Consider the following 16,091-nt stretch of genomic DNA (forward strand, 5'->3'; position numbering starts at 1 on the left):
CAGAACACTTTGCCCTGAGTCATAGAGTTCTACTAGAGTTTCTTTGAAACCTTGTTCATATCGTTTAACCATATATTGAGTGTACCAAATTACCTAAACTACTGTCCATTTTTCTAGGATAACATCAATTCTATCTATTTTATATGAAAGTCCAGAAAAAATATAAACGTGTTCTAAGCGATAAGAATATAGCCCAACTCATTGCTTTAAAAAAAGTAATAGAAGTAAGGAATAACAAGCAAACAATGGTACATTAATTGGCACTGATAACATTGACAGATAAACGCTTTAATTATATACGTTAGATTAACGTAGGTGCTACCTTTCTTTTTGAGATTTGAACGTTTCATACAGTGACGGAGACACACTGCTACAATAGTTACCTACGCTGTTTCCAAAAGCGAACTACTAACTGTTAGGTGGTTCGTTTTGATTTTCTATTTTGACAGAAAGCCTGATTTTATTGTATAATAAAAGTAAATAAAAAGGACGAGCTCGAACTCGTCCAATGTAGCCGTTTTAAGAACGGTAGCTAAATTATAGTTAAAATGACCTAACTAGCTAAGTTGAACGGTCATTTTTTGTTGTTCTTATCATTGAGCAATAACACCAATGTCGCAAATGCAATCATGAGTGAGAGTGCTTGATACACTGACAAATCTTTTCGCCTTTCTGTATTTGTGAGGTTAGCTCACGAAAATATCATAAGCATCACCTCCAGTTAGGCTACCGTTCATAAACTCTACCAAAATATTATATCATATTTATGTTTTTAATAAATTTTTGTAAAACACAAAATAAATTGATAAACTATTTCTATATCAATATACATTAAATCCCTTGTTCCATCACAAGGGATTATTTTTTTTACAAAAAAATCCTGTAACAAGGCTTTAGTTTATTATTACTTTTTAACTGCGTCTTTCAATACTTTACCTGCTTTGAATGCAGGAACGGTTGCTGCAGAAATTTCAATTGGTTTTCCTGTTTGTGGGTTACGACCTGTACGTGCTTCACGTTTTCTAGTTTCAAAAGTACCAAAGCCAATGAGTTGTACTTTTTCGTGTTTCCCAAGTTCTTCTGAGATCACACTAATTAAAGCATTTAAAGCTTTTTTACTTTGTACTTTTGTCAATCCTGATTTGTCTGCCATTGATGAGACAACGTTTTGTTTGTTTGCCATGTTTTGCTCCTTATATTTTGTAATTACGTTTAGTATAGCACAAAATTTAAAAAGAAAGAAAAAAGGGAAGTCTTATATATTTTGTCTATTGAGAAAATAAAATAAAAATAACACGTTCATATTATAGGGTGTTATTTTTTAGTTTATTTAATAATTTCACTTTTTCACTATCAGACAAATTTCTAAAAAGTTCAATGAGTAAAACCTCGTCATTATTTTCAACTTCACCAACTAAGTAGCCCACAGGAACATTTAAAGCTTTTGAAATGTTTTCAAGACTTTTTTTTCCTGGGGTTCTTTCCCCAAGTTCATATTTTCGATAACTTTGAAGATAGATTCCAATTATATCTGCAATTTGTTTTTGTGTTAGCCCTCGTTCTGTCCTAATTTGTTTGAGTCTGTCACTTAATTCCATTTTATTTTTTTCCATTCTAAAAAAAGCTTGACAAGAACCACAAAAGGGGTTATACTTAATTTACAAACAGAATTAAGAAAGCTTTAAGGTATTCAAGCGTGGTATTATTATTGGCTGCACAGTATATTTTATCATTTGGCTACCTATAAATCAAAAAACTTAGTTCTGAGAATACAATGCCACCCTTGCTATTAAAAGGTACTGACAATCTTCTAGCATGATTAAGGAAGCCACTCAAATTCCCGAAGAAGGTTCAGCAATCCTAAAAGAGAAAGAACATGAAAACTTTCTTGATTGCTGTGAATGAGATAGGACGTTAACTCTTAGGACTAGATAGAGCCAGTCGAAATCAAAGAAGTTATTTGGTTTTGATACGATGTGGTTTTTCGTGATCAAACGGTAGAATAGTATACCGCTTTTATTTTTTTGGAAAAAGAAAGAATAATCTTTGTCTGTTACTATATTGGTGGAGTTTCCTCTGAGGGTATGGAGCAACTAAAAGATGAGATGGCACAGTTTTCTGAAAGACGATTAAATAGACCAGACCCTCTAGGAGTTTAAAACTACCGTGATACAATAATACAAAATCAATGACACAAAAAAACTGAAACAAAACTTTGAAACGTCTATGAAAGTTTTTAGATACGTAAAGTTTATTTGAGCAATTCTAAAGTAACCTGTGATATAATTTTAAAATATACTAAATATTTAAGAAATAATACAATAAAAAGAGCGATATTTAGGAGAAAATATGAGCATTTACAGCAAGGGAAACAAATTGGTCGCTAGACATTTACGCCAATTAAATGGATTAAATATTACAAGGTTTGATGGAGTGGAAGGCAAGATTAACTACCCTTACATAATTATGATTGTTGATGGCTTATGCCACCCGATTAACATAAATGCAGAACGAAACTTTAAACAGATACAAACAATTAAAAATGGAACAGTAACTGTTGCAGCACGCAAAAACTCGCGTGAAAAACTCACAACAACAGGCAAAGGTGTTCCACTAAAACAAAGATATTATTAAATATAAGTTGTATATAAGTACTGAGAAAATAATAGGTTGTTCTTAAACGGTATCATTTAAGAGTGAGGTTCGACTCCTTGCTTTCTCTTTATCCTCCTTGTGGACTGGTAGCACAAAAGCAGAACAAGCAAGCGGTAAGTGACCTTTATACAAAATGAAAACATTCCATTCAATGTTTTTGAGAACAATCAAGAAAGGTTGATTGTTGTATAACTTGGGTTCGGCTACACTCGCGTAGTGTTCAAGGTCGAATTGCCACCCTCCTTATCAGCGTGACTACTAAAGGGGATGAGGGGTAGTGTTCGTTGCGAAGCGTTCTTCTGCACTCTCAGGCAAAGACATACCGTTGCTGTGAGCAACGTATAAGAGAAGGTTTACAGAGAGCTTGCGTAAGTGAGAGCAAGTACAAAAGCCAGATATGTTAAAAAGTCGGGAGAGGACAAACTGCCTGCGGGCAAGTGTGAATCGTCACAAGTTGAGGTCGCCTTTGCGTAAACCCTCAGAGTTCGGTGTATTGCTATAAACACTGCGACCAAATAATACGAATATAAATGGTTCAACTCCATTTATATCCTTACAAACAATCATAAAAACAAAAAGCTAAAAAGATAATAAAATAACAGAAAGCGTGAAAAAATGACTGTTGATTACCTAGATTTACTGAAAGTTGTTACAGACCATAGCAAATCAAAACTTGAATTCGTTCTTTTTGAAGGTGCTAAAACAAATATTGGAAATACAAAAGTCTATCCTGCAACCTTGATTGCGGAAAACGGAAATGGTAAAGCTCTTGATAGTAAAACAGGAGTCTATGAGGTTTCAGTTCCTGACCTTATTATTTATTCTTTCGATATAATTGCAAAAGTTAAAATAGATGATGTTATAATAGGGGAAAGACCTGCGGTGGGAGAACCATTCATTGCTATTGCGACAGAACTTTTCAAAGAAACAAAATATGAGAAGTTGGTAAGAGATGATATCCTAGCACAACAAACGAACCGTGAAAAAGTATTGCCTGATATGACAGAAAGTACGGCAGCTTCACTCATGCGTGGGTTCATTGAATGGAGAAAAGCAGGAAACGAGTAGGAGGAAGAACATGAAAAAGATTAAATATTGGAATAAAAAACAAAAAATCACAGGTGTTGTTGTTCTCTCAGTCCTTGTTTTAAGTGGTGGGTGAACAGACCTTGCAGTCCACAACAACAACGTGGCTCAAACACAACAAATCGCTAATCAAAAAGCTGAAAAGTATAGAGCAATAAAAGAAGATGAATTAAAGGTTCTAAAGGCTGAAAAAAAGGGAAACCAATGCAGAAAAAGTATTGAAAGAAGCACTTGCTAAAGCAATGAAAGAACCTAATGCAGATAATATTAAAGCCGTTCAAACAGCATTGAAAAACGTTAAGAATGAAACAGTTGTCAAAGCAAGTACCAATTCTCTTAAAATAGTTCAAAATCGTTTAGACCTCATCAATCAAGCAAAGAAAGCAGTCGCTGATTACCAAGCGGATGCCATGAACGACACAAAAAAAGCAACCGCCCAACAAGCATTGAGCAAATTGACTAGTGCAGATGATAAAGCAACCTTGATAGAACTTCAAAATCAGGTTGCTGAAAGCACCAAGCAGGCGAATAATGCAAAAGCAGTTGCTACCGCAAGTGCGAAAGCCGAAGCTGAAAAAGTCGCAAGTCAACAAGCATAAGCCAAAGCAAGCAAGAAATCAAGTGCAAGCAAACAGGCAAGCGGTTCTACTTCAAATGCAGGAAGTCCTTCTACAAAAAACAATAATTCTTCAACATTTGTAGCAGGTGAAGGTAATACCAAAAAAGACCAAGCAGCTCTTAATCAAGCCGAACAAAATGCAGCCAACCAAACAAAAGCTCCAAGCGGTTGGAAAGCAGGTAACTAATTTAAACAAAAATAAGCAATTTCTTTATTGAGATTGCTTTTTCTATTACCAAAAATTGTCCGAAATGACAAAAAACTATGTCAATTAAGCAACTGTCTTTTATTAAAAGACAGTTTTTATATTTTATAAGGAGAATTTTTCATGAAGAAAAATGGAAAACACAAACACCTTTTTGCTTGTGGAACTGCTCTTGCACTCATGATTGGTGCGACAGGCGGTGTCCTTTATTTGTCAAATCAAACTCCGCTCTATGCCAAAGCTCTTGAGTTATCGACAGACGACAGTTTATTTGGAACAATCAATGGCACAATTCCTGTCGTTAAGGCAAGCAACAATGATACCTCATCAAGTTCTAGTTCATCAAGTCAAGCTAGCTCTAGTTCTTCTACTGCAAACATTTCAGCAGCAGAAAAAGAAAACATTCCTGATTTCCCCCCTAATGCTTTTGAAGATTTTAACCCCAATGGCTTTTACAACCCACACTTAAATTAAAAAAAGAAAGGAAAGTATTTTGCTTTTAGTCAATATGCCTTGCGTTTATTTTAAGAACAAACTCCCCAACGATGACGATATCAACTTTGAAGATATGCTCTCCGTTGACGGAATTATCACTGAACAAGGACAACACATTTTCTTTAGTCCTATTCTTAATAACAATGCTCTAACTTATGATTTAGCAGATAGCGATGCCTACTTGACTCTCTCAACTTTGGATGGAGATGAGCCATATTCTGTCATTCTATACGAAGAATCTATCGCTTTAACTGATGAGGAATTTGAAACTCAAATCAACGGACATTCCATTTTAAGACCGTCCGAATACGATGAGATTAAAGCGAAGTACGAACCATTTAAAGCAAACTTTCATCGGTACATTGAAGCCTATCAACGAGACAGTAACAACCCAATCTTTGACCGAACCAGTCTAAAACATTTTCTTGAAACAGCCCCTCAATCCCACTTACAAAAGATGGATTTCAGCTCTAACAAGCAAGCTATTCGCCAACCTTTTTATGACGTTGACACTCAAAAAGAATATGATTTCGTTTCTAAAACTGTTGATCCAACTCGCATATCAAAGACGGATATTAAGACTTTTGGAAAGGAGAATAAAGGACAAAGCAACAAACATACCTTTGGACTTTAATCAATGATGAATACAAACAAACACAACTTTTTTTGGAAAGAAAGCAACGAGGAACTCACAAATGAAAGACCTAGTTAAAGACAAATATAACCTCCGATATTTAATCCCAATCATCATTTTTTTCTTAATCCTAATTGCGTTTTTAAGTTCAGGTGTTATCAAAAAAGCTACTTCTCCTATCGTTACTACTCCAATTAATCTTAACCTTAATTCAGAGTCAAGCAGCGATAAAATTCAATTTAAAAGTGCCAATTACTATGAAAAAAGTCATCTCTTAGTGACCACTTATTTCATTGAAAGTGACGCAGTTGTCCCAGATTATACGCTTGGAATTAATTGTTTTGATGGAACAGACTCAAGTAAAATCGAAGCACAAGTTGAACGTGTTAATGCAAATTATTATGTGGTCTTTATGCCAAATATCTCTAGCGACTTCAAACAAATTGCAAATGTAATGACGCTAAAAAACTCAGATAATAGCACAGAAAAACTTGGAGCAGTATCTATCACACAAAAAAATATTAAGCGGATAAATAAAGAATATGTGGCTCAACCAGTCGCTACTTATGACAAAGAATATGCTCAATATGCTATTGAAGTTCTAAACAAAAAACAAAAAAATGTCAATGGAGAAATCAAAAAGTATGAGCGGAACATCAAACAAATCACACTTGAAAATCAAACGCTTGTAGAAGAATTAGACTTCAAAACTGAGGAACAACAAGCCGAAATTCAACAGAAAATCGACGGAAATAATTCCAACATCGAAGGCATTAAAGGTCAGATTAGCACGCTTAATAAACAAAAAGAAAAGCTCTCAGAACAGAAGAAAATTTTAGGCGAGGAAGAGTAAAACAGACAAAAATAATTGACATTTAATTTAATCTTTTTCTCATATGTAAACTGTATAAAAACTGTATTTTGCTCTCTTTCTCATTTACTTCTCATTTTAAACACTGTACATTTACTGTACGACCGCTCAACCATGCATGGTCAAAAACTGTATAAAAACTGTATTATGAGAAAAAAATGACCCCGCCAAAAAACAAGTCGCACTGCGACTTTCCACACAAAGTGGGGACAGTTTCCCTTATGCTCTTACAAAAATATCAGCTAGAAAAATGAGAAATAAGAACAAGATTAAAAACAAAAGCGTTTTATCAAAAAGGAGACATCAAGAATGGAATTAAAAATAAGGAACTTAACCGAAGTTGAAAGTCAAAAACTGGATGAACTCGCAAAAAAAGAAGGACTATCAAAGGACAAATACATTACCGAAGTCCTTCGCAATCATTTGAAAGGCGATGACCTTTTAAAAGCAAATCACGACTTCTTTGAGAACGAAGTCGCTAAGGTTATTGAAGTGATTAAAGACAATAACAAGGTCATCAATCGTGCTTATGATTACATGGAAAGAAAGGATAACGATGGAAATTAAAATCAGAAATGTCGACGAACAAACTGCTTCATTAGTCAATAAGGTCGCAAAGAAAAAAAGTCTGAGTCGTGAAGAATATTTACGGCAGTTGCTTGAAAAAGAGACCGCACTTTATTCAAGATCAATCACGTTAGATGACCAATCAAAAGTTCGTGAACATCTTGCCTTTCAGATGAAACGTAACAATTATTTATTAGAAGAAACGCTCGAAGTATTGGAGGAATTAACAGATGAGTGAACGAATTAACGTGCAGATTTTTAAAGACCGACACCAAGACCTTTATGCTTATCTTGAACAGTCAGACTTAAAACCACTGACTGCTTTAGTAAATCTTCTTGAAGAAAATAAGCAGCTTAAGTTTTTGCTTAATGATAGAAAAACAACACTAAACGAGTACTCCAAATTCATGATGAAAGAACTTGTTCCTCTGCGTCTTGCCATTCGTGAAATTGAAAAAGACTCGTGGATGATGAAGCAACTGAAGAACAGTGAAATAAATGACATTCTAATCTTCAATGAACCACGATATGAAACACTTTGGTCAACTCAAAAAGTTAAGGCTGAGTTTTACAGTTTGCTTGAAACGCAATGGGAGGATTATCTCAATGAGCTTAACATTCGCAACAAAGAACGTGAGGGAAAAATACTTAGACATAGGGAAGATGAATTGAATAGTAAGGAGGTCTAGATGGCAAGTCCAGGGGTCGTATTAAGTAGCAAGTTTGTCACTTCTTCTTCGCAAGGTTTTGCCTCTTATCTTAAGTACATGAAACGCAGTGAAGCAGTTCGAACAAATGCTTACTCGGAATATAATTTTGCTTTTGATGATATTAAGGCACGAGATTTTGACCAGTACAATCAATACATGAGCAACCCTGAAAAGACTTCTGCTCTCTTTAATGAAAACTCTAATCAGTTGAAGTTGAGTGAGCTTGCAGGTGTGGTTGAACAATTTCAAATAGCGGAAAAAAATCACTCATTGATGTGGCAACACGTGATTTCATTTGATAACGCATGGCTCGAAAAATTTGGTCAGTACAATCAAGAGACACACGAACTAAATTCGGAAGTCGTTATGAAAGCGACTCGTGCAGCGATGACAGAATTGATGAACCGAGAGGGCATGGAGGGGGCAGTTTGGACAGGGGCTATCCACTATAACACGGACAACATTCATGTCCATGTTGTCTTATCTTACCCCTGACAGTCTTGAAAAATATGGTGTTGCTAATTTTGATAGTTGGGTTTCTGCTTTTGAAGTGATTGAGGATAATTTTGAATTGACTGTTTCGGGAACATTCAAAGTCAATCGTCGTTTTACTAAGTTTGGAAATCTTCAAGAATTGATGAATATGTTCGGCGAGGTTTGGGATATTCAAACGCAAGAAATGCTTAATCTTCCTGTTCCTGAGCATGAAGTTAAAATAATTAAATCTCATGTAACACCAACGCAAGCTAAGTACATTAATGATTTAGTAGAACGTGCTACTCAAATTGAACATGGAGCTATCAAGCCTTGGGAAGATAATATGCTTAAAATCGTAAGCGAAAATTAAAAAGTGCGTTGATAATGTATTGGAAATTTATACGAAAACTAACCAACAGAAATCAACACAAATTATCTTCTTAGACCAATCCGTTCCCCTTAAATATCGTAATACCATAAGCAAAAACGCAGACGGTACAACCAATACATTTAGTGCTTATGATGAAATACATGCGACACGGAAAAGTCCGCATTTTGATTGGCAGCACCACCAAAGCAGGTACTGGTTTGAATATTCAAGATAAATGCATTGCAGCACACCACGTAGATCTTCCTTGGCGTCTTTCTGACATTACTCAAAGAAATGGACGAGTTATCCATCAAGGAAACGAAAATTCTAAAGTCTATGTGTTTTATTATATTAAGCAAGGCTCTATGGACACGTATTTATGACAAACAATGGAAAATAAACAGACATTCATTGGTCAACTTATGGCAGGAAAAACAGATGCTCTAGAAATGGAAGATGTTTCTGCGGTAACATTTAATCCCTCTCTCTTCAAGCAGGTTGCGGAAGATATCCCTCAGAAAGCAGCGTTCATGAAACTTAAAATGAGCCTCAAACAGCTCGGTGCATCACGTAATCGTTTTTACGAAAGTCAATCTACTGTGGAAATGGAAAAGAAGAAAGAATTTTTTGAAACACGAATGACTGGAACGAAAGCGGATATTCAAACTGTCCATGACCATTTTGAATACCCGTTTCGGATTGATGTTCTATATCAAGATGTAGCAAAAACATTTACAGAAGATGATAAATCGAGTGAAATTGGCGAATTTCTTGCGAAACGCTTAGAGGGAAATATTCTCGAAAACAACTTCAATATTAATAAGGGTGTAGGCAAGATGAAACTTGCGGATTATCGAGGGTTTGAAATTTTACGAGTTGTTGGAAAGACTTCCGATAATGGATATGAAACATTAATCCTGAGAGGAAAATCAGACTATAGCCTACAAGTCGATATAAACGCTCCTACGGGCATTTTAACTCGTATTGATAACAAGTTAACGAAAGGTATTAAAGACGACTTAGAACGAACGACAATGGAATGTGAGCGACTTCAATCGAATATTGACGGTATTTTAGAAGAAAAAGGAAAACCTTATCCTAAGGAACAAGAATTTTTGGATAAAAAAGCACGTTATGACGAATTGAAAATTGAATTGACTGGAAAAACCATGAAGAAGAACGTTTCAAATGAACACTCGTCCAGTATGAGTATGTAGAAAGGGACAAAATGACTGAAAAACTAAATAAATTTGTCGCAAAATTTGGGCATGATGGAGAATTACATGATTACTCTATCAAAGCAAAAGACTTGTTTGATGCGGATAATTACGCACAGCAAGTTGCTAAAGATAGAAACTGGTTGCACGTTTCTACCGACCCTTACGAACCAAAACAAATCAAAAAATATGATTTTAATGCTCCTGAAAATAAAAATGATGATATTCATAAATTCACAGAAGCAATCAAAAAAGATGTAACTTCATCACAGTTTAAAATGTAAAAAAAAAGCCGAAGGCTTATATTTATATTATATATTTTGTCTTTTGTTCTTTTGGGAGCAAAAAAAGTCAGTGTTTGCAAGGAATAACAAGATTAAGTACTTAGAAAAAACTGTGCAAGTGCTTAGAAAAAACTGTGCAAGTACTTAGAAATAAAATTGATTTCTAAGTACTTTGATGATATAATAAAAGCATAGGAATCCTAGGCAAAAAGTTTTCCTATGCTTAACTACAAAACACTCACAAAGGAGTATCTCTATGTCAATTATAGCAAAAAAAGAACGGATTAGCTACATGAATGAAATTAATAATCGAAAAGTTGTTGAAGCAAATGCACTCATTACTTCAATAGCAAAGATGGATAAAAATCCCCTAAAAATATTTGAATTAGCTGTTTCTTGTATTGACACTGACAATCCTCCAAAAGATAATATAATTTACTTATCAAAGCATGAACTTTTTAATTTTTTTGATGTTTCAGACAACGATAAACATAGTCGTTTTAAAAAATCCATTGAGAAAATGCAAAAGCAAGCATTTTTTCAAATTAAAGAAGAAAAAGATAAAGGTTTTAAATTTAAAAGCATTGTTCCAATTCCTTTTGTAGAATGGAATGATTTCAATGATGAAGTAAAAATAGAATTTAGTTCTCATATAATGCCTTATCTCGTTGATTTAAAAAGCAATTTTACTCAATATGTAATTACTGATATTATGGAACTAGAAAGTAAGTACAGCATAATAATTTATAAGTGGTTATCAATGCAATATAATCAGTTTGAAAATTACAGTGTTAAAAATAACAGAACAACAAAACAATTGGATGAGTATCGAAATCCAATAATCAGTTTAGATGAGTTACGTTCAATGACAGATACTGTTGATAGATATAAAGTAAATAATAATTTTTTTGTTTGGGTTTTGAATGTGGCATTAAAAGAGATTAACGAATATACTCATCTAGATGTTACCTATGAAAAAATTCGTAGAGGACGTTCAATATCAGATATTAAATTCCATATTGAAAAAAATGCACACTGGAAAGACGAAGAATATAAACGTGATGATGAAGTTGCACAGCTCTCTATTGAACAACAGCAACAACAAAATCAAATACTGTTTGCGGAAGGAATTGCAAGCACATATACAGCACAACTTATAACAAACAACTTAATCACTGCTCTTGACACAATCAACCAAGAAACGATTATAGGGCTTTCTAAGCACGTTTACCCACTTTATGATGAAATAGTCAAGCTAAATAGCGAACAGGCTTTGACGGAGCATTTAGGCTATGTGAGCGATAAGATGATAGATTATACTGCAGGAAAAAAGAATATAGTTAAGTATTTGCAGATTTCAGCACAGCAATATCTTGATAATGGAATAGGTTCAATTGTTGAAGAAAATAAAAAGCAACGAATGGAAGAGAAGAAATCAACAAGAAAAAAACAAGTTAAAGAAGTTCCTGAATGGTCAAATGCAAATTATGTTGAAACAACAACGGATGATGAAAAAGCAAAGTTTGCAGAGTTACAGAAAAAAATGAGAAAATAAAGAACACCTATGACAATTTTTTGTGAGTTGTTTTATGTATGACTTGCATATAAAAAGATATATCCAACTAACATATATGATTTGCATATAAAAAGATATATCCAACCAACATATATGACTTGCATATAAAAAGATATATCCAACTAACATATATGATTTGCATATAAAAAGATATATCCAACTAACATATATGATTTGCATATAAAAAGATATATCCAACTAACATATATGATTTGCATATAAAAAGATATATCCAACCAACATATATGACTTGCATATAAAAAGATATATCCAACTAACATATATGATTTGCATATAAAAAGATATATCCAACTAACATATATGATTTGCATATAAAAAGATATATCCAACTAACATATATGACTTTCATATAAAAAGATATATCCACCTAACATATATGACTTTCATATAAAAAGATATATCCAACTAACATATATGATCTGCATATAAAAAGATATATCCAACCAACATATATGACTTGCATATAAAAGATATATCCAACCAACATATATGACTTGCATATAAAAGATATATCCAACCAACATATATGACTTGCATATAAAAGATATGTCCAACCAACATATATGACTTGCATATAAAAGATATATCCAACCAACATATATGACTTGCATATACAAAAAATATATGTTAACATAATATATGTGTTAGAAATATCAATAACACCAGTCCTTATAGATAAATATAATAATCTAATATGACTTCAACACGTTAAAACAAATCAATAAAAAAGTTGGAAAAGGAGAAATATGAAAAAAGAAACTAAAATATTTGTAGTGTATGTTCCAAAAGGTGGAGCAATCAAAACAACAACAGTAATGGCTTTATCACAAGCTATTAGCATTTTAAAACCAAAGGCTAGCATTTTGGTAGTAGATGCTGACTTTCAAAAGAACACAACAGTTACTTTAGTTGGTAAAATTGAAGATAATGATTATAGCACATATGGCGTAATAACTAGAAAGGTAGATATAAATGACTCAATTATATCTACTGATAATCCTCAAATTGACCTTTTGCCTGCTTCGATTTCACTTGCAGGAGTTGATATTGAACTTCAAAATGAAATTGGAAAGGATTTCAGATTAAAAGAAGCATTTACAAAAATAAAAAAAGATTACGATTATATCATTGTTGATACTTCAGTTTTAATGTCGACTATGGTTGTTAATGCGTTAACATCTGCCACTGATCTTATTGTTCCAGCTCGTCCTGATGCTTTTACATTGGACGGTTTGGACATGCTGCCAGAGTCTTTAAATGAAATCAAACAATATACAAATCCTAATCTTCAACTGACAGGGATACTAATTGGGTATATGAATGATACCATTTTAGCACGAGATATGGTTACACGTATTGAAGAAAAAGCTCAAGAAATAGGAACTAAAGTGTTTAAATCAAAAATTAGAACAGGCGTAGTAGTACCTGAAGCACAAGCTTTACAGCAAAGTTTATTTGAATATGCAAGGCATTCAAAACCTGCAGAAAATTATCTTGAATTTGCTAAGGAATTGATAGGAGAATAAAATGGCAAGTAAATCATTTAATAAACCGTTGGAAACAAGAAAAAGCCCCTTGGGAAATATTATTCAAAAAGATATGCCCACTGAAAAGGTTCAAAGTAAAAACAATACTTTAAGTCAAACTTCATTAATTGATAGTATTCCGCAAAAAACGACACAAAAAAAATCAAAACGACTTACTTCTTTCACAGTTGAACAATCAGATTGGGAAAAGTTTGATGAAGTCGCAAAGGAAAAGGGTTACTCACGAACAGAACTTTTAAATATTTTTATAAAAAATAGTATCGAGAAAAAATGATTTCAGAATATGTAGAAAACTAAATGTCAGTTGTTCAATTTTTATATGTTAATAAAAAGACCAAGTGGTCTTTTTTTATTGTAAAATTTGAAACAAAAATAAAGTATAATATATCTATGATAAAACAAGGTTATTTTGACTATGATAGAGAACCGAGAAGGGCTATTCTTTTTGAGGATGTGAAGTCAAATTACGCATCCATAGAATGTGTTCAGAGAGGACTCCCACCTTTGACAACTTCCTTATGTGTGATGAGCAGGGCTGACAATTCTTACGGTTTAACATTAGCTTCAAGTCCAAAGTTCAAAGAAGTTTTCGGAAAGACTAATGTGAGTCGAGCTAGAGATTTCCCTTTTCATTTAGAAAGCAGGAAGTTCAACTATTCCGCATGGTACAAGAGCCATACAGACATTTATGAGCAAAGAACAGAACCAACAATAGAATATGTTGCCTTTATTGAGTCATGGGCAAAGCGGACTTATATAGTACCACCACAAATGGCATTATACATTGAGTATAACATCAAGATGAACCGTATCTTGCAGAATTATACCTCAGTAGAAGAAATTCACTCTTACTCGATTGATGAGTCTTTTCTTGATGTTACAGAGTCCTTAGACCTTTTCTTTCCTGATGTTAAAGATAGATACGAACAGATGGACTTAGTGGCTCAAAAGCTTCAAAGAGAAGTCTATGAGACACTAGGATTGTATGTTACGGTTGGCATGGGAGATAATCCCTTACTTGCTAAACTTGCAATGGATAATTACGCAAAACATACGCCTAATATGAGATCCTTGATCCGCTATGAAGATGTTCCTGAAAAAAATCTGGACACTTCCCAAAATGACGGATTTTTGGGGTATTGGTAAAGGACTTGAAAAACGTTTCAACAAACTTGGTATTCACACAATCAAGGAACTTGCAACTGCCAATCCAAACTTGATTAAGCAAAAAATGGGGCTGATTGGACTTCAAGAATTCTTTCATGCAAATGGTATTGATGAAACAAATGTAAGAGATAAACATACTAAAAAATCAAGTTCTTACTCTAATAGTCAAATTTTACCAAGAGACTATACGATACAATCTGAAATTGAACTTATCATCAAGGAAATGACAGAGACACTTTCAATCCGATTAAGAAAAGGGCATAAGCTTGCGACAACCATTCATTTAATGGTACGTTTCTCCTATCAAGAAAATCAGTCAACAATCAACATTTCTTCAAAAATCAAACCTTCTCAAAATACTTTTGATTTACAAGATGAATTCCTATCCTTATTTAAGAAAAAATATAAAGGTGGGGCAGTTCGACAAATTGGCGTCAGTGCAGGAAATCTAACAAGTGAAAACTTTAAGCAGCTATCCTTGTTTGATACCGTTGGAGAAGATGCAAAAGTACCGAGTGAAAAAGAAGAGGCACTTCAAAAAGCGATTGATGAAATCAGAGAAACATTTGACTTTTCATCAATCCAAAAAGCAAGTGCTTTGACTAAGGGGTCAAGAACTTTAGCAAGAAATAAGATGATTGGTGGTCATTCCGCAAGTCAACCACCAAAGGAGAAAAAGAATGACAGTTGACCGTTCCTATAGCGAGTATGAAGCTATCCGTAACTATCAAGATAGAGGAATGATGAAGTGGGGAGCATTTGCGACAGGGGAGCTGATAGATGCCCAACAGACAGAAAAAGCAGAACACTTTAAAACTCCAATCAAACAAACTCAAACGCAAGAAGAAATACTTCAAGCACTTGTTTTCTCATGGACAAACAAAGAGTTTATCAATTTAACTATATTTAAAGATAACAAAGCATTAACACTACTTGGAAAGGTAGAAGAATTTATAGACAACAGCACCTTAAGATTAAATTTACAAAACAGGTTTATCAAATTAAGTCTTAAGGAGATAATAAAAATTGAAAGGTATGAAAATGATTACTGGAAGTAAACAACTTGTAATTCTAGGAAATGGTTTTGATTTAGCTTGTGGCTTGAAGTCATCATATACAAATTTCTTTGATTACTCAGAAAATAATGATAAATGGGAAGGAAATTATTGGAGAAAACTATTTCAAAATTTAAGAAATTTGGGATTATGGTCTGATGTTGAAAGACAGATTATAATAGAGCTAAGGAATATTAGTATTTTGAGTCTTGTGGCAGACTCAACCAATGATATTGTATCCATCATTGGAAAACAAAAATATCAATACTTAAATATAGCAGGTAATCAAGATATTATAAAAAATAACTATTCAGTAATATATGGAGATTATGATAACTATTTGGAAAGTTTAAATATAACCCAAAATACGATTAGCAAATTTTTCAATACAGTGACTGAAGAAAAAAATGACATTAAGTCAAGAAACTAGACATCAAAATAGGTAAATTCCCTTTCTGCCTAGGCGGCTAATTTTTGTTGTTGTTTTTCGAATTCATTGGGCGTTAAATAATTAAGTCCCTGATGAATTCTATTT

At 33.5% G+C, this 16,091-nt stretch carries 24 protein-coding genes and 1 pseudogene; 21 read left to right on the forward strand and 4 right to left on the reverse strand.

Translation table 11 applies throughout. The features are described 5' to 3' along the window. Positions 1-574: 574 nt before the first annotated feature. From GHI45_RS11445 to GHI45_RS10660, 3 genes are all read right to left on the reverse strand, one after another. A complete protein-coding gene (locus GHI45_RS11445) occupies positions 575-631 on the reverse strand; it encodes a hypothetical protein (RefSeq protein WP_228777601.1) in 57 nt (18 codons plus the stop codon). A 273-nt stretch (positions 632-904) separates the two neighbouring features. After that, positions 905-1,183: an HU family DNA-binding protein gene (locus tag GHI45_RS10655; RefSeq protein WP_147780873.1), complete on the reverse strand. Its 279-nt coding sequence runs from the start codon at positions 1,181-1,183 to the stop codon at positions 905-907. 121 nt (positions 1,184-1,304) lie between these two features. Further along, positions 1,305-1,598, reverse strand: coding sequence for a helix-turn-helix domain-containing protein (locus tag GHI45_RS10660; RefSeq protein ID WP_187230134.1), 294 nt, complete (start codon positions 1,596-1,598; stop codon positions 1,305-1,307). Positions 1,599-2,349: 751 nt separating this feature from the next. Here GHI45_RS10660 and GHI45_RS10665 point away from each other — a divergent pair. From GHI45_RS10665 to GHI45_RS10675, 4 genes are all read left to right on the forward strand, one after another. After that, a complete protein-coding gene (locus GHI45_RS10665) occupies positions 2,350-2,634 on the forward strand; it encodes a hypothetical protein (RefSeq protein ID WP_147780871.1) in 285 nt (94 codons plus the stop codon). 636 nt (positions 2,635-3,270) lie between these two features. Continuing rightward, the gene (locus GHI45_RS10670; RefSeq protein ID WP_147780870.1) at positions 3,271-3,723 is read left to right on the forward strand and encodes a hypothetical protein; all 453 of its coding nucleotides are present in this window, start codon (positions 3,271-3,273) and stop codon (positions 3,721-3,723) included. 121 nt (positions 3,724-3,844) lie between these two features. After that, on the forward strand, positions 3,845-3,979 hold the full coding sequence (locus GHI45_RS11530; RefSeq protein WP_255471407.1) for a hypothetical protein: 135 nt from the start codon (positions 3,845-3,847) through the stop codon (positions 3,977-3,979). Further along, entirely contained in the window at positions 3,960-4,340 is a 381-nt protein-coding gene (locus tag GHI45_RS10675) for a hypothetical protein (RefSeq protein ID WP_187230133.1), read from the forward strand. Before GHI45_RS11530 ends, GHI45_RS10675 begins: the two co-directional genes overlap by 20 nt. On the opposite strand, the gene GHI45_RS11535 is transcribed toward GHI45_RS10675, so the two are convergent. Continuing rightward, positions 4,328-4,462, reverse strand: coding sequence for a hypothetical protein (locus GHI45_RS11535; protein WP_255471408.1), 135 nt, complete (start codon positions 4,460-4,462; stop codon positions 4,328-4,330). The two genes, GHI45_RS10675 and GHI45_RS11535, sit on opposite strands and share 13 nt — an antisense overlap. A 226-nt stretch (positions 4,463-4,688) precedes the next feature. On the opposite strand from GHI45_RS11535, the gene GHI45_RS10680 reads away from it, so the two are divergent. The 17 genes and pseudogenes from GHI45_RS10680 to GHI45_RS10760 all read left to right on the forward strand — a co-directional run bounded on the left by GHI45_RS10680 (position 4,689) and on the right by GHI45_RS10760 (position 15,986). Beyond that, the gene (locus GHI45_RS10680) at positions 4,689-5,039 is read left to right on the forward strand and encodes a hypothetical protein (protein WP_147780868.1); all 351 of its coding nucleotides are present in this window, start codon (positions 4,689-4,691) and stop codon (positions 5,037-5,039) included. Positions 5,040-5,058: 19 nt separating this feature from the next. Beyond that, a complete protein-coding gene (locus tag GHI45_RS10685; protein WP_147780867.1) occupies positions 5,059-5,694 on the forward strand; it encodes a hypothetical protein in 636 nt (211 codons plus the stop codon). Positions 5,695-5,755: 61 nt separating this feature from the next. After that, the gene (locus tag GHI45_RS10690) at positions 5,756-6,547 is read left to right on the forward strand and encodes a hypothetical protein (RefSeq protein WP_147780866.1); all 792 of its coding nucleotides are present in this window, start codon (positions 5,756-5,758) and stop codon (positions 6,545-6,547) included. A 327-nt stretch (positions 6,548-6,874) separates the two neighbouring features. Further along, entirely contained in the window at positions 6,875-7,132 is a 258-nt protein-coding gene (locus tag GHI45_RS10695) for a hypothetical protein (RefSeq protein WP_147780865.1), read from the forward strand. Then, entirely contained in the window at positions 7,122-7,370 is a 249-nt protein-coding gene (locus GHI45_RS10700; protein WP_147780864.1) for a hypothetical protein, read from the forward strand. The genes GHI45_RS10695 and GHI45_RS10700 overlap by 11 nt, the downstream gene beginning before the upstream one ends. Further along, the gene (locus GHI45_RS10705; protein WP_147780863.1) at positions 7,363-7,821 is read left to right on the forward strand and encodes a hypothetical protein; all 459 of its coding nucleotides are present in this window, start codon (positions 7,363-7,365) and stop codon (positions 7,819-7,821) included. Before GHI45_RS10700 ends, GHI45_RS10705 begins: the two co-directional genes overlap by 8 nt. Beyond that, positions 7,822-8,337, forward strand: coding sequence for a relaxase MobL (mobL, locus tag GHI45_RS10710; RefSeq protein ID WP_147780862.1), 516 nt, complete (start codon positions 7,822-7,824; stop codon positions 8,335-8,337). Further along, positions 8,315-8,689 (forward strand): hypothetical protein, encoded by a 375-nt coding sequence (locus GHI45_RS10715; protein ID WP_147780861.1) that lies wholly within the window; start codon positions 8,315-8,317, stop codon positions 8,687-8,689. The genes mobL and GHI45_RS10715 overlap by 23 nt, the downstream gene beginning before the upstream one ends. 161 nt (positions 8,690-8,850) lie before the next feature. Next, positions 8,851-9,072 (forward strand): hypothetical protein, encoded by a 222-nt coding sequence (locus GHI45_RS10720; protein ID WP_187230132.1) that lies wholly within the window; start codon positions 8,851-8,853, stop codon positions 9,070-9,072. A 6-nt stretch (positions 9,073-9,078) separates the two neighbouring features. Beyond that, the gene (locus GHI45_RS10725; protein WP_147780859.1) at positions 9,079-9,906 is read left to right on the forward strand and encodes a hypothetical protein; all 828 of its coding nucleotides are present in this window, start codon (positions 9,079-9,081) and stop codon (positions 9,904-9,906) included. A gap of 11 nt (positions 9,907-9,917) precedes the next feature. Then, positions 9,918-10,190 carry a hypothetical protein gene (locus GHI45_RS10730; protein WP_147780858.1) on the forward strand — a complete coding sequence of 91 codons (273 nt, stop codon included), beginning with the start codon at positions 9,918-9,920 and terminating at the stop codon, positions 10,188-10,190. Between the two features lie 256 nt (positions 10,191-10,446). Next, positions 10,447-11,745, forward strand: coding sequence for a RepB family plasmid replication initiator protein (locus GHI45_RS10735; RefSeq protein WP_147780857.1), 1,299 nt, complete (start codon positions 10,447-10,449; stop codon positions 11,743-11,745). Positions 11,746-12,533: 788 nt separating this feature from the next. After that, on the forward strand, positions 12,534-13,313 hold the full coding sequence (locus tag GHI45_RS10740) for a ParA family protein (protein WP_147780913.1): 780 nt from the start codon (positions 12,534-12,536) through the stop codon (positions 13,311-13,313). A 1-nt stretch (position 13,314) separates the two neighbouring features. Then, complete coding sequence (locus GHI45_RS10745) at positions 13,315-13,608, forward strand: hypothetical protein (RefSeq protein ID WP_147780912.1); 294 nt, start codon at positions 13,315-13,317, stop codon at positions 13,606-13,608. Between the two features lie 116 nt (positions 13,609-13,724). Beyond that, positions 13,725-15,192 (forward strand): annotated as a pseudogene (locus tag GHI45_RS10750) (Y-family DNA polymerase). Further along, complete coding sequence (locus GHI45_RS10755) at positions 15,182-15,559, forward strand: hypothetical protein (RefSeq protein WP_147780911.1); 378 nt, start codon at positions 15,182-15,184, stop codon at positions 15,557-15,559. The pseudogene GHI45_RS10750 and the gene GHI45_RS10755 overlap by 11 nt, the downstream one beginning before the upstream one ends. Next, positions 15,537-15,986: an AbiH family protein gene (locus tag GHI45_RS10760; protein WP_228386071.1), complete on the forward strand. Its 450-nt coding sequence runs from the start codon at positions 15,537-15,539 to the stop codon at positions 15,984-15,986. The genes GHI45_RS10755 and GHI45_RS10760 overlap by 23 nt, the downstream gene beginning before the upstream one ends. The last annotated feature ends 105 nt before the right edge of the window (positions 15,987-16,091 follow it).

This window comes from Lactococcus sp. dk101, assembly GCF_009601055.1.
GTDB lineage: Bacteria > Bacillota > Bacilli > Lactobacillales > Streptococcaceae > Lactococcus.

Excerpts from the sequence above, each read along its gene's own strand:
- GHI45_RS10655 (WP_147780873.1), bottom strand. The coding sequence starts at position 1,183 with ATGGCAAACAAACAAAACGTTGTCTCATCAATGGCAGACAAATCAGGA.
- GHI45_RS10660 (WP_187230134.1), bottom strand. The coding sequence starts at position 1,598 with ATGGAATTAAGTGACAGACTCAAACAAATTAGGACAGAACGAGGGCTA.
- GHI45_RS10665 (WP_147780871.1), top strand. The coding sequence starts at position 2,350 with ATGAGCATTTACAGCAAGGGAAACAAATTGGTCGCTAGACATTTACGC.
- GHI45_RS10670 (WP_147780870.1), top strand. The coding sequence starts at position 3,271 with ATGACTGTTGATTACCTAGATTTACTGAAAGTTGTTACAGACCATAGC.
- GHI45_RS10680 (WP_147780868.1), top strand. The coding sequence starts at position 4,689 with ATGAAGAAAAATGGAAAACACAAACACCTTTTTGCTTGTGGAACTGCT.
- GHI45_RS10690 (WP_147780866.1), top strand. The coding sequence starts at position 5,756 with ATGAAAGACCTAGTTAAAGACAAATATAACCTCCGATATTTAATCCCA.
- GHI45_RS10695 (WP_147780865.1), top strand. The coding sequence starts at position 6,875 with ATGGAATTAAAAATAAGGAACTTAACCGAAGTTGAAAGTCAAAAACTG.
- GHI45_RS10700 (WP_147780864.1), top strand. The coding sequence starts at position 7,122 with ATGGAAATTAAAATCAGAAATGTCGACGAACAAACTGCTTCATTAGTC.
- GHI45_RS10705 (WP_147780863.1), top strand. The coding sequence starts at position 7,363 with ATGAGTGAACGAATTAACGTGCAGATTTTTAAAGACCGACACCAAGAC.
- mobL (WP_147780862.1), top strand. The coding sequence starts at position 7,822 with ATGGCAAGTCCAGGGGTCGTATTAAGTAGCAAGTTTGTCACTTCTTCT.
- GHI45_RS10715 (WP_147780861.1), top strand. The coding sequence starts at position 8,315 with ATGTTGTCTTATCTTACCCCTGACAGTCTTGAAAAATATGGTGTTGCT.
- GHI45_RS10720 (WP_187230132.1), top strand. The coding sequence starts at position 8,851 with ATGCGACACGGAAAAGTCCGCATTTTGATTGGCAGCACCACCAAAGCA.
- GHI45_RS10725 (WP_147780859.1), top strand. The coding sequence starts at position 9,079 with ATGGAAAATAAACAGACATTCATTGGTCAACTTATGGCAGGAAAAACA.
- GHI45_RS10730 (WP_147780858.1), top strand. The coding sequence starts at position 9,918 with ATGACTGAAAAACTAAATAAATTTGTCGCAAAATTTGGGCATGATGGA.
- GHI45_RS10735 (WP_147780857.1), top strand. The coding sequence starts at position 10,447 with ATGTCAATTATAGCAAAAAAAGAACGGATTAGCTACATGAATGAAATT.
- GHI45_RS10740 (WP_147780913.1), top strand. The coding sequence starts at position 12,534 with ATGAAAAAAGAAACTAAAATATTTGTAGTGTATGTTCCAAAAGGTGGA.
- GHI45_RS10745 (WP_147780912.1), top strand. The coding sequence starts at position 13,315 with ATGGCAAGTAAATCATTTAATAAACCGTTGGAAACAAGAAAAAGCCCC.
- GHI45_RS10755 (WP_147780911.1), top strand. The coding sequence starts at position 15,182 with ATGACAGTTGACCGTTCCTATAGCGAGTATGAAGCTATCCGTAACTAT.
- GHI45_RS10760 (WP_228386071.1), top strand. The coding sequence starts at position 15,537 with ATGAAAATGATTACTGGAAGTAAACAACTTGTAATTCTAGGAAATGGT.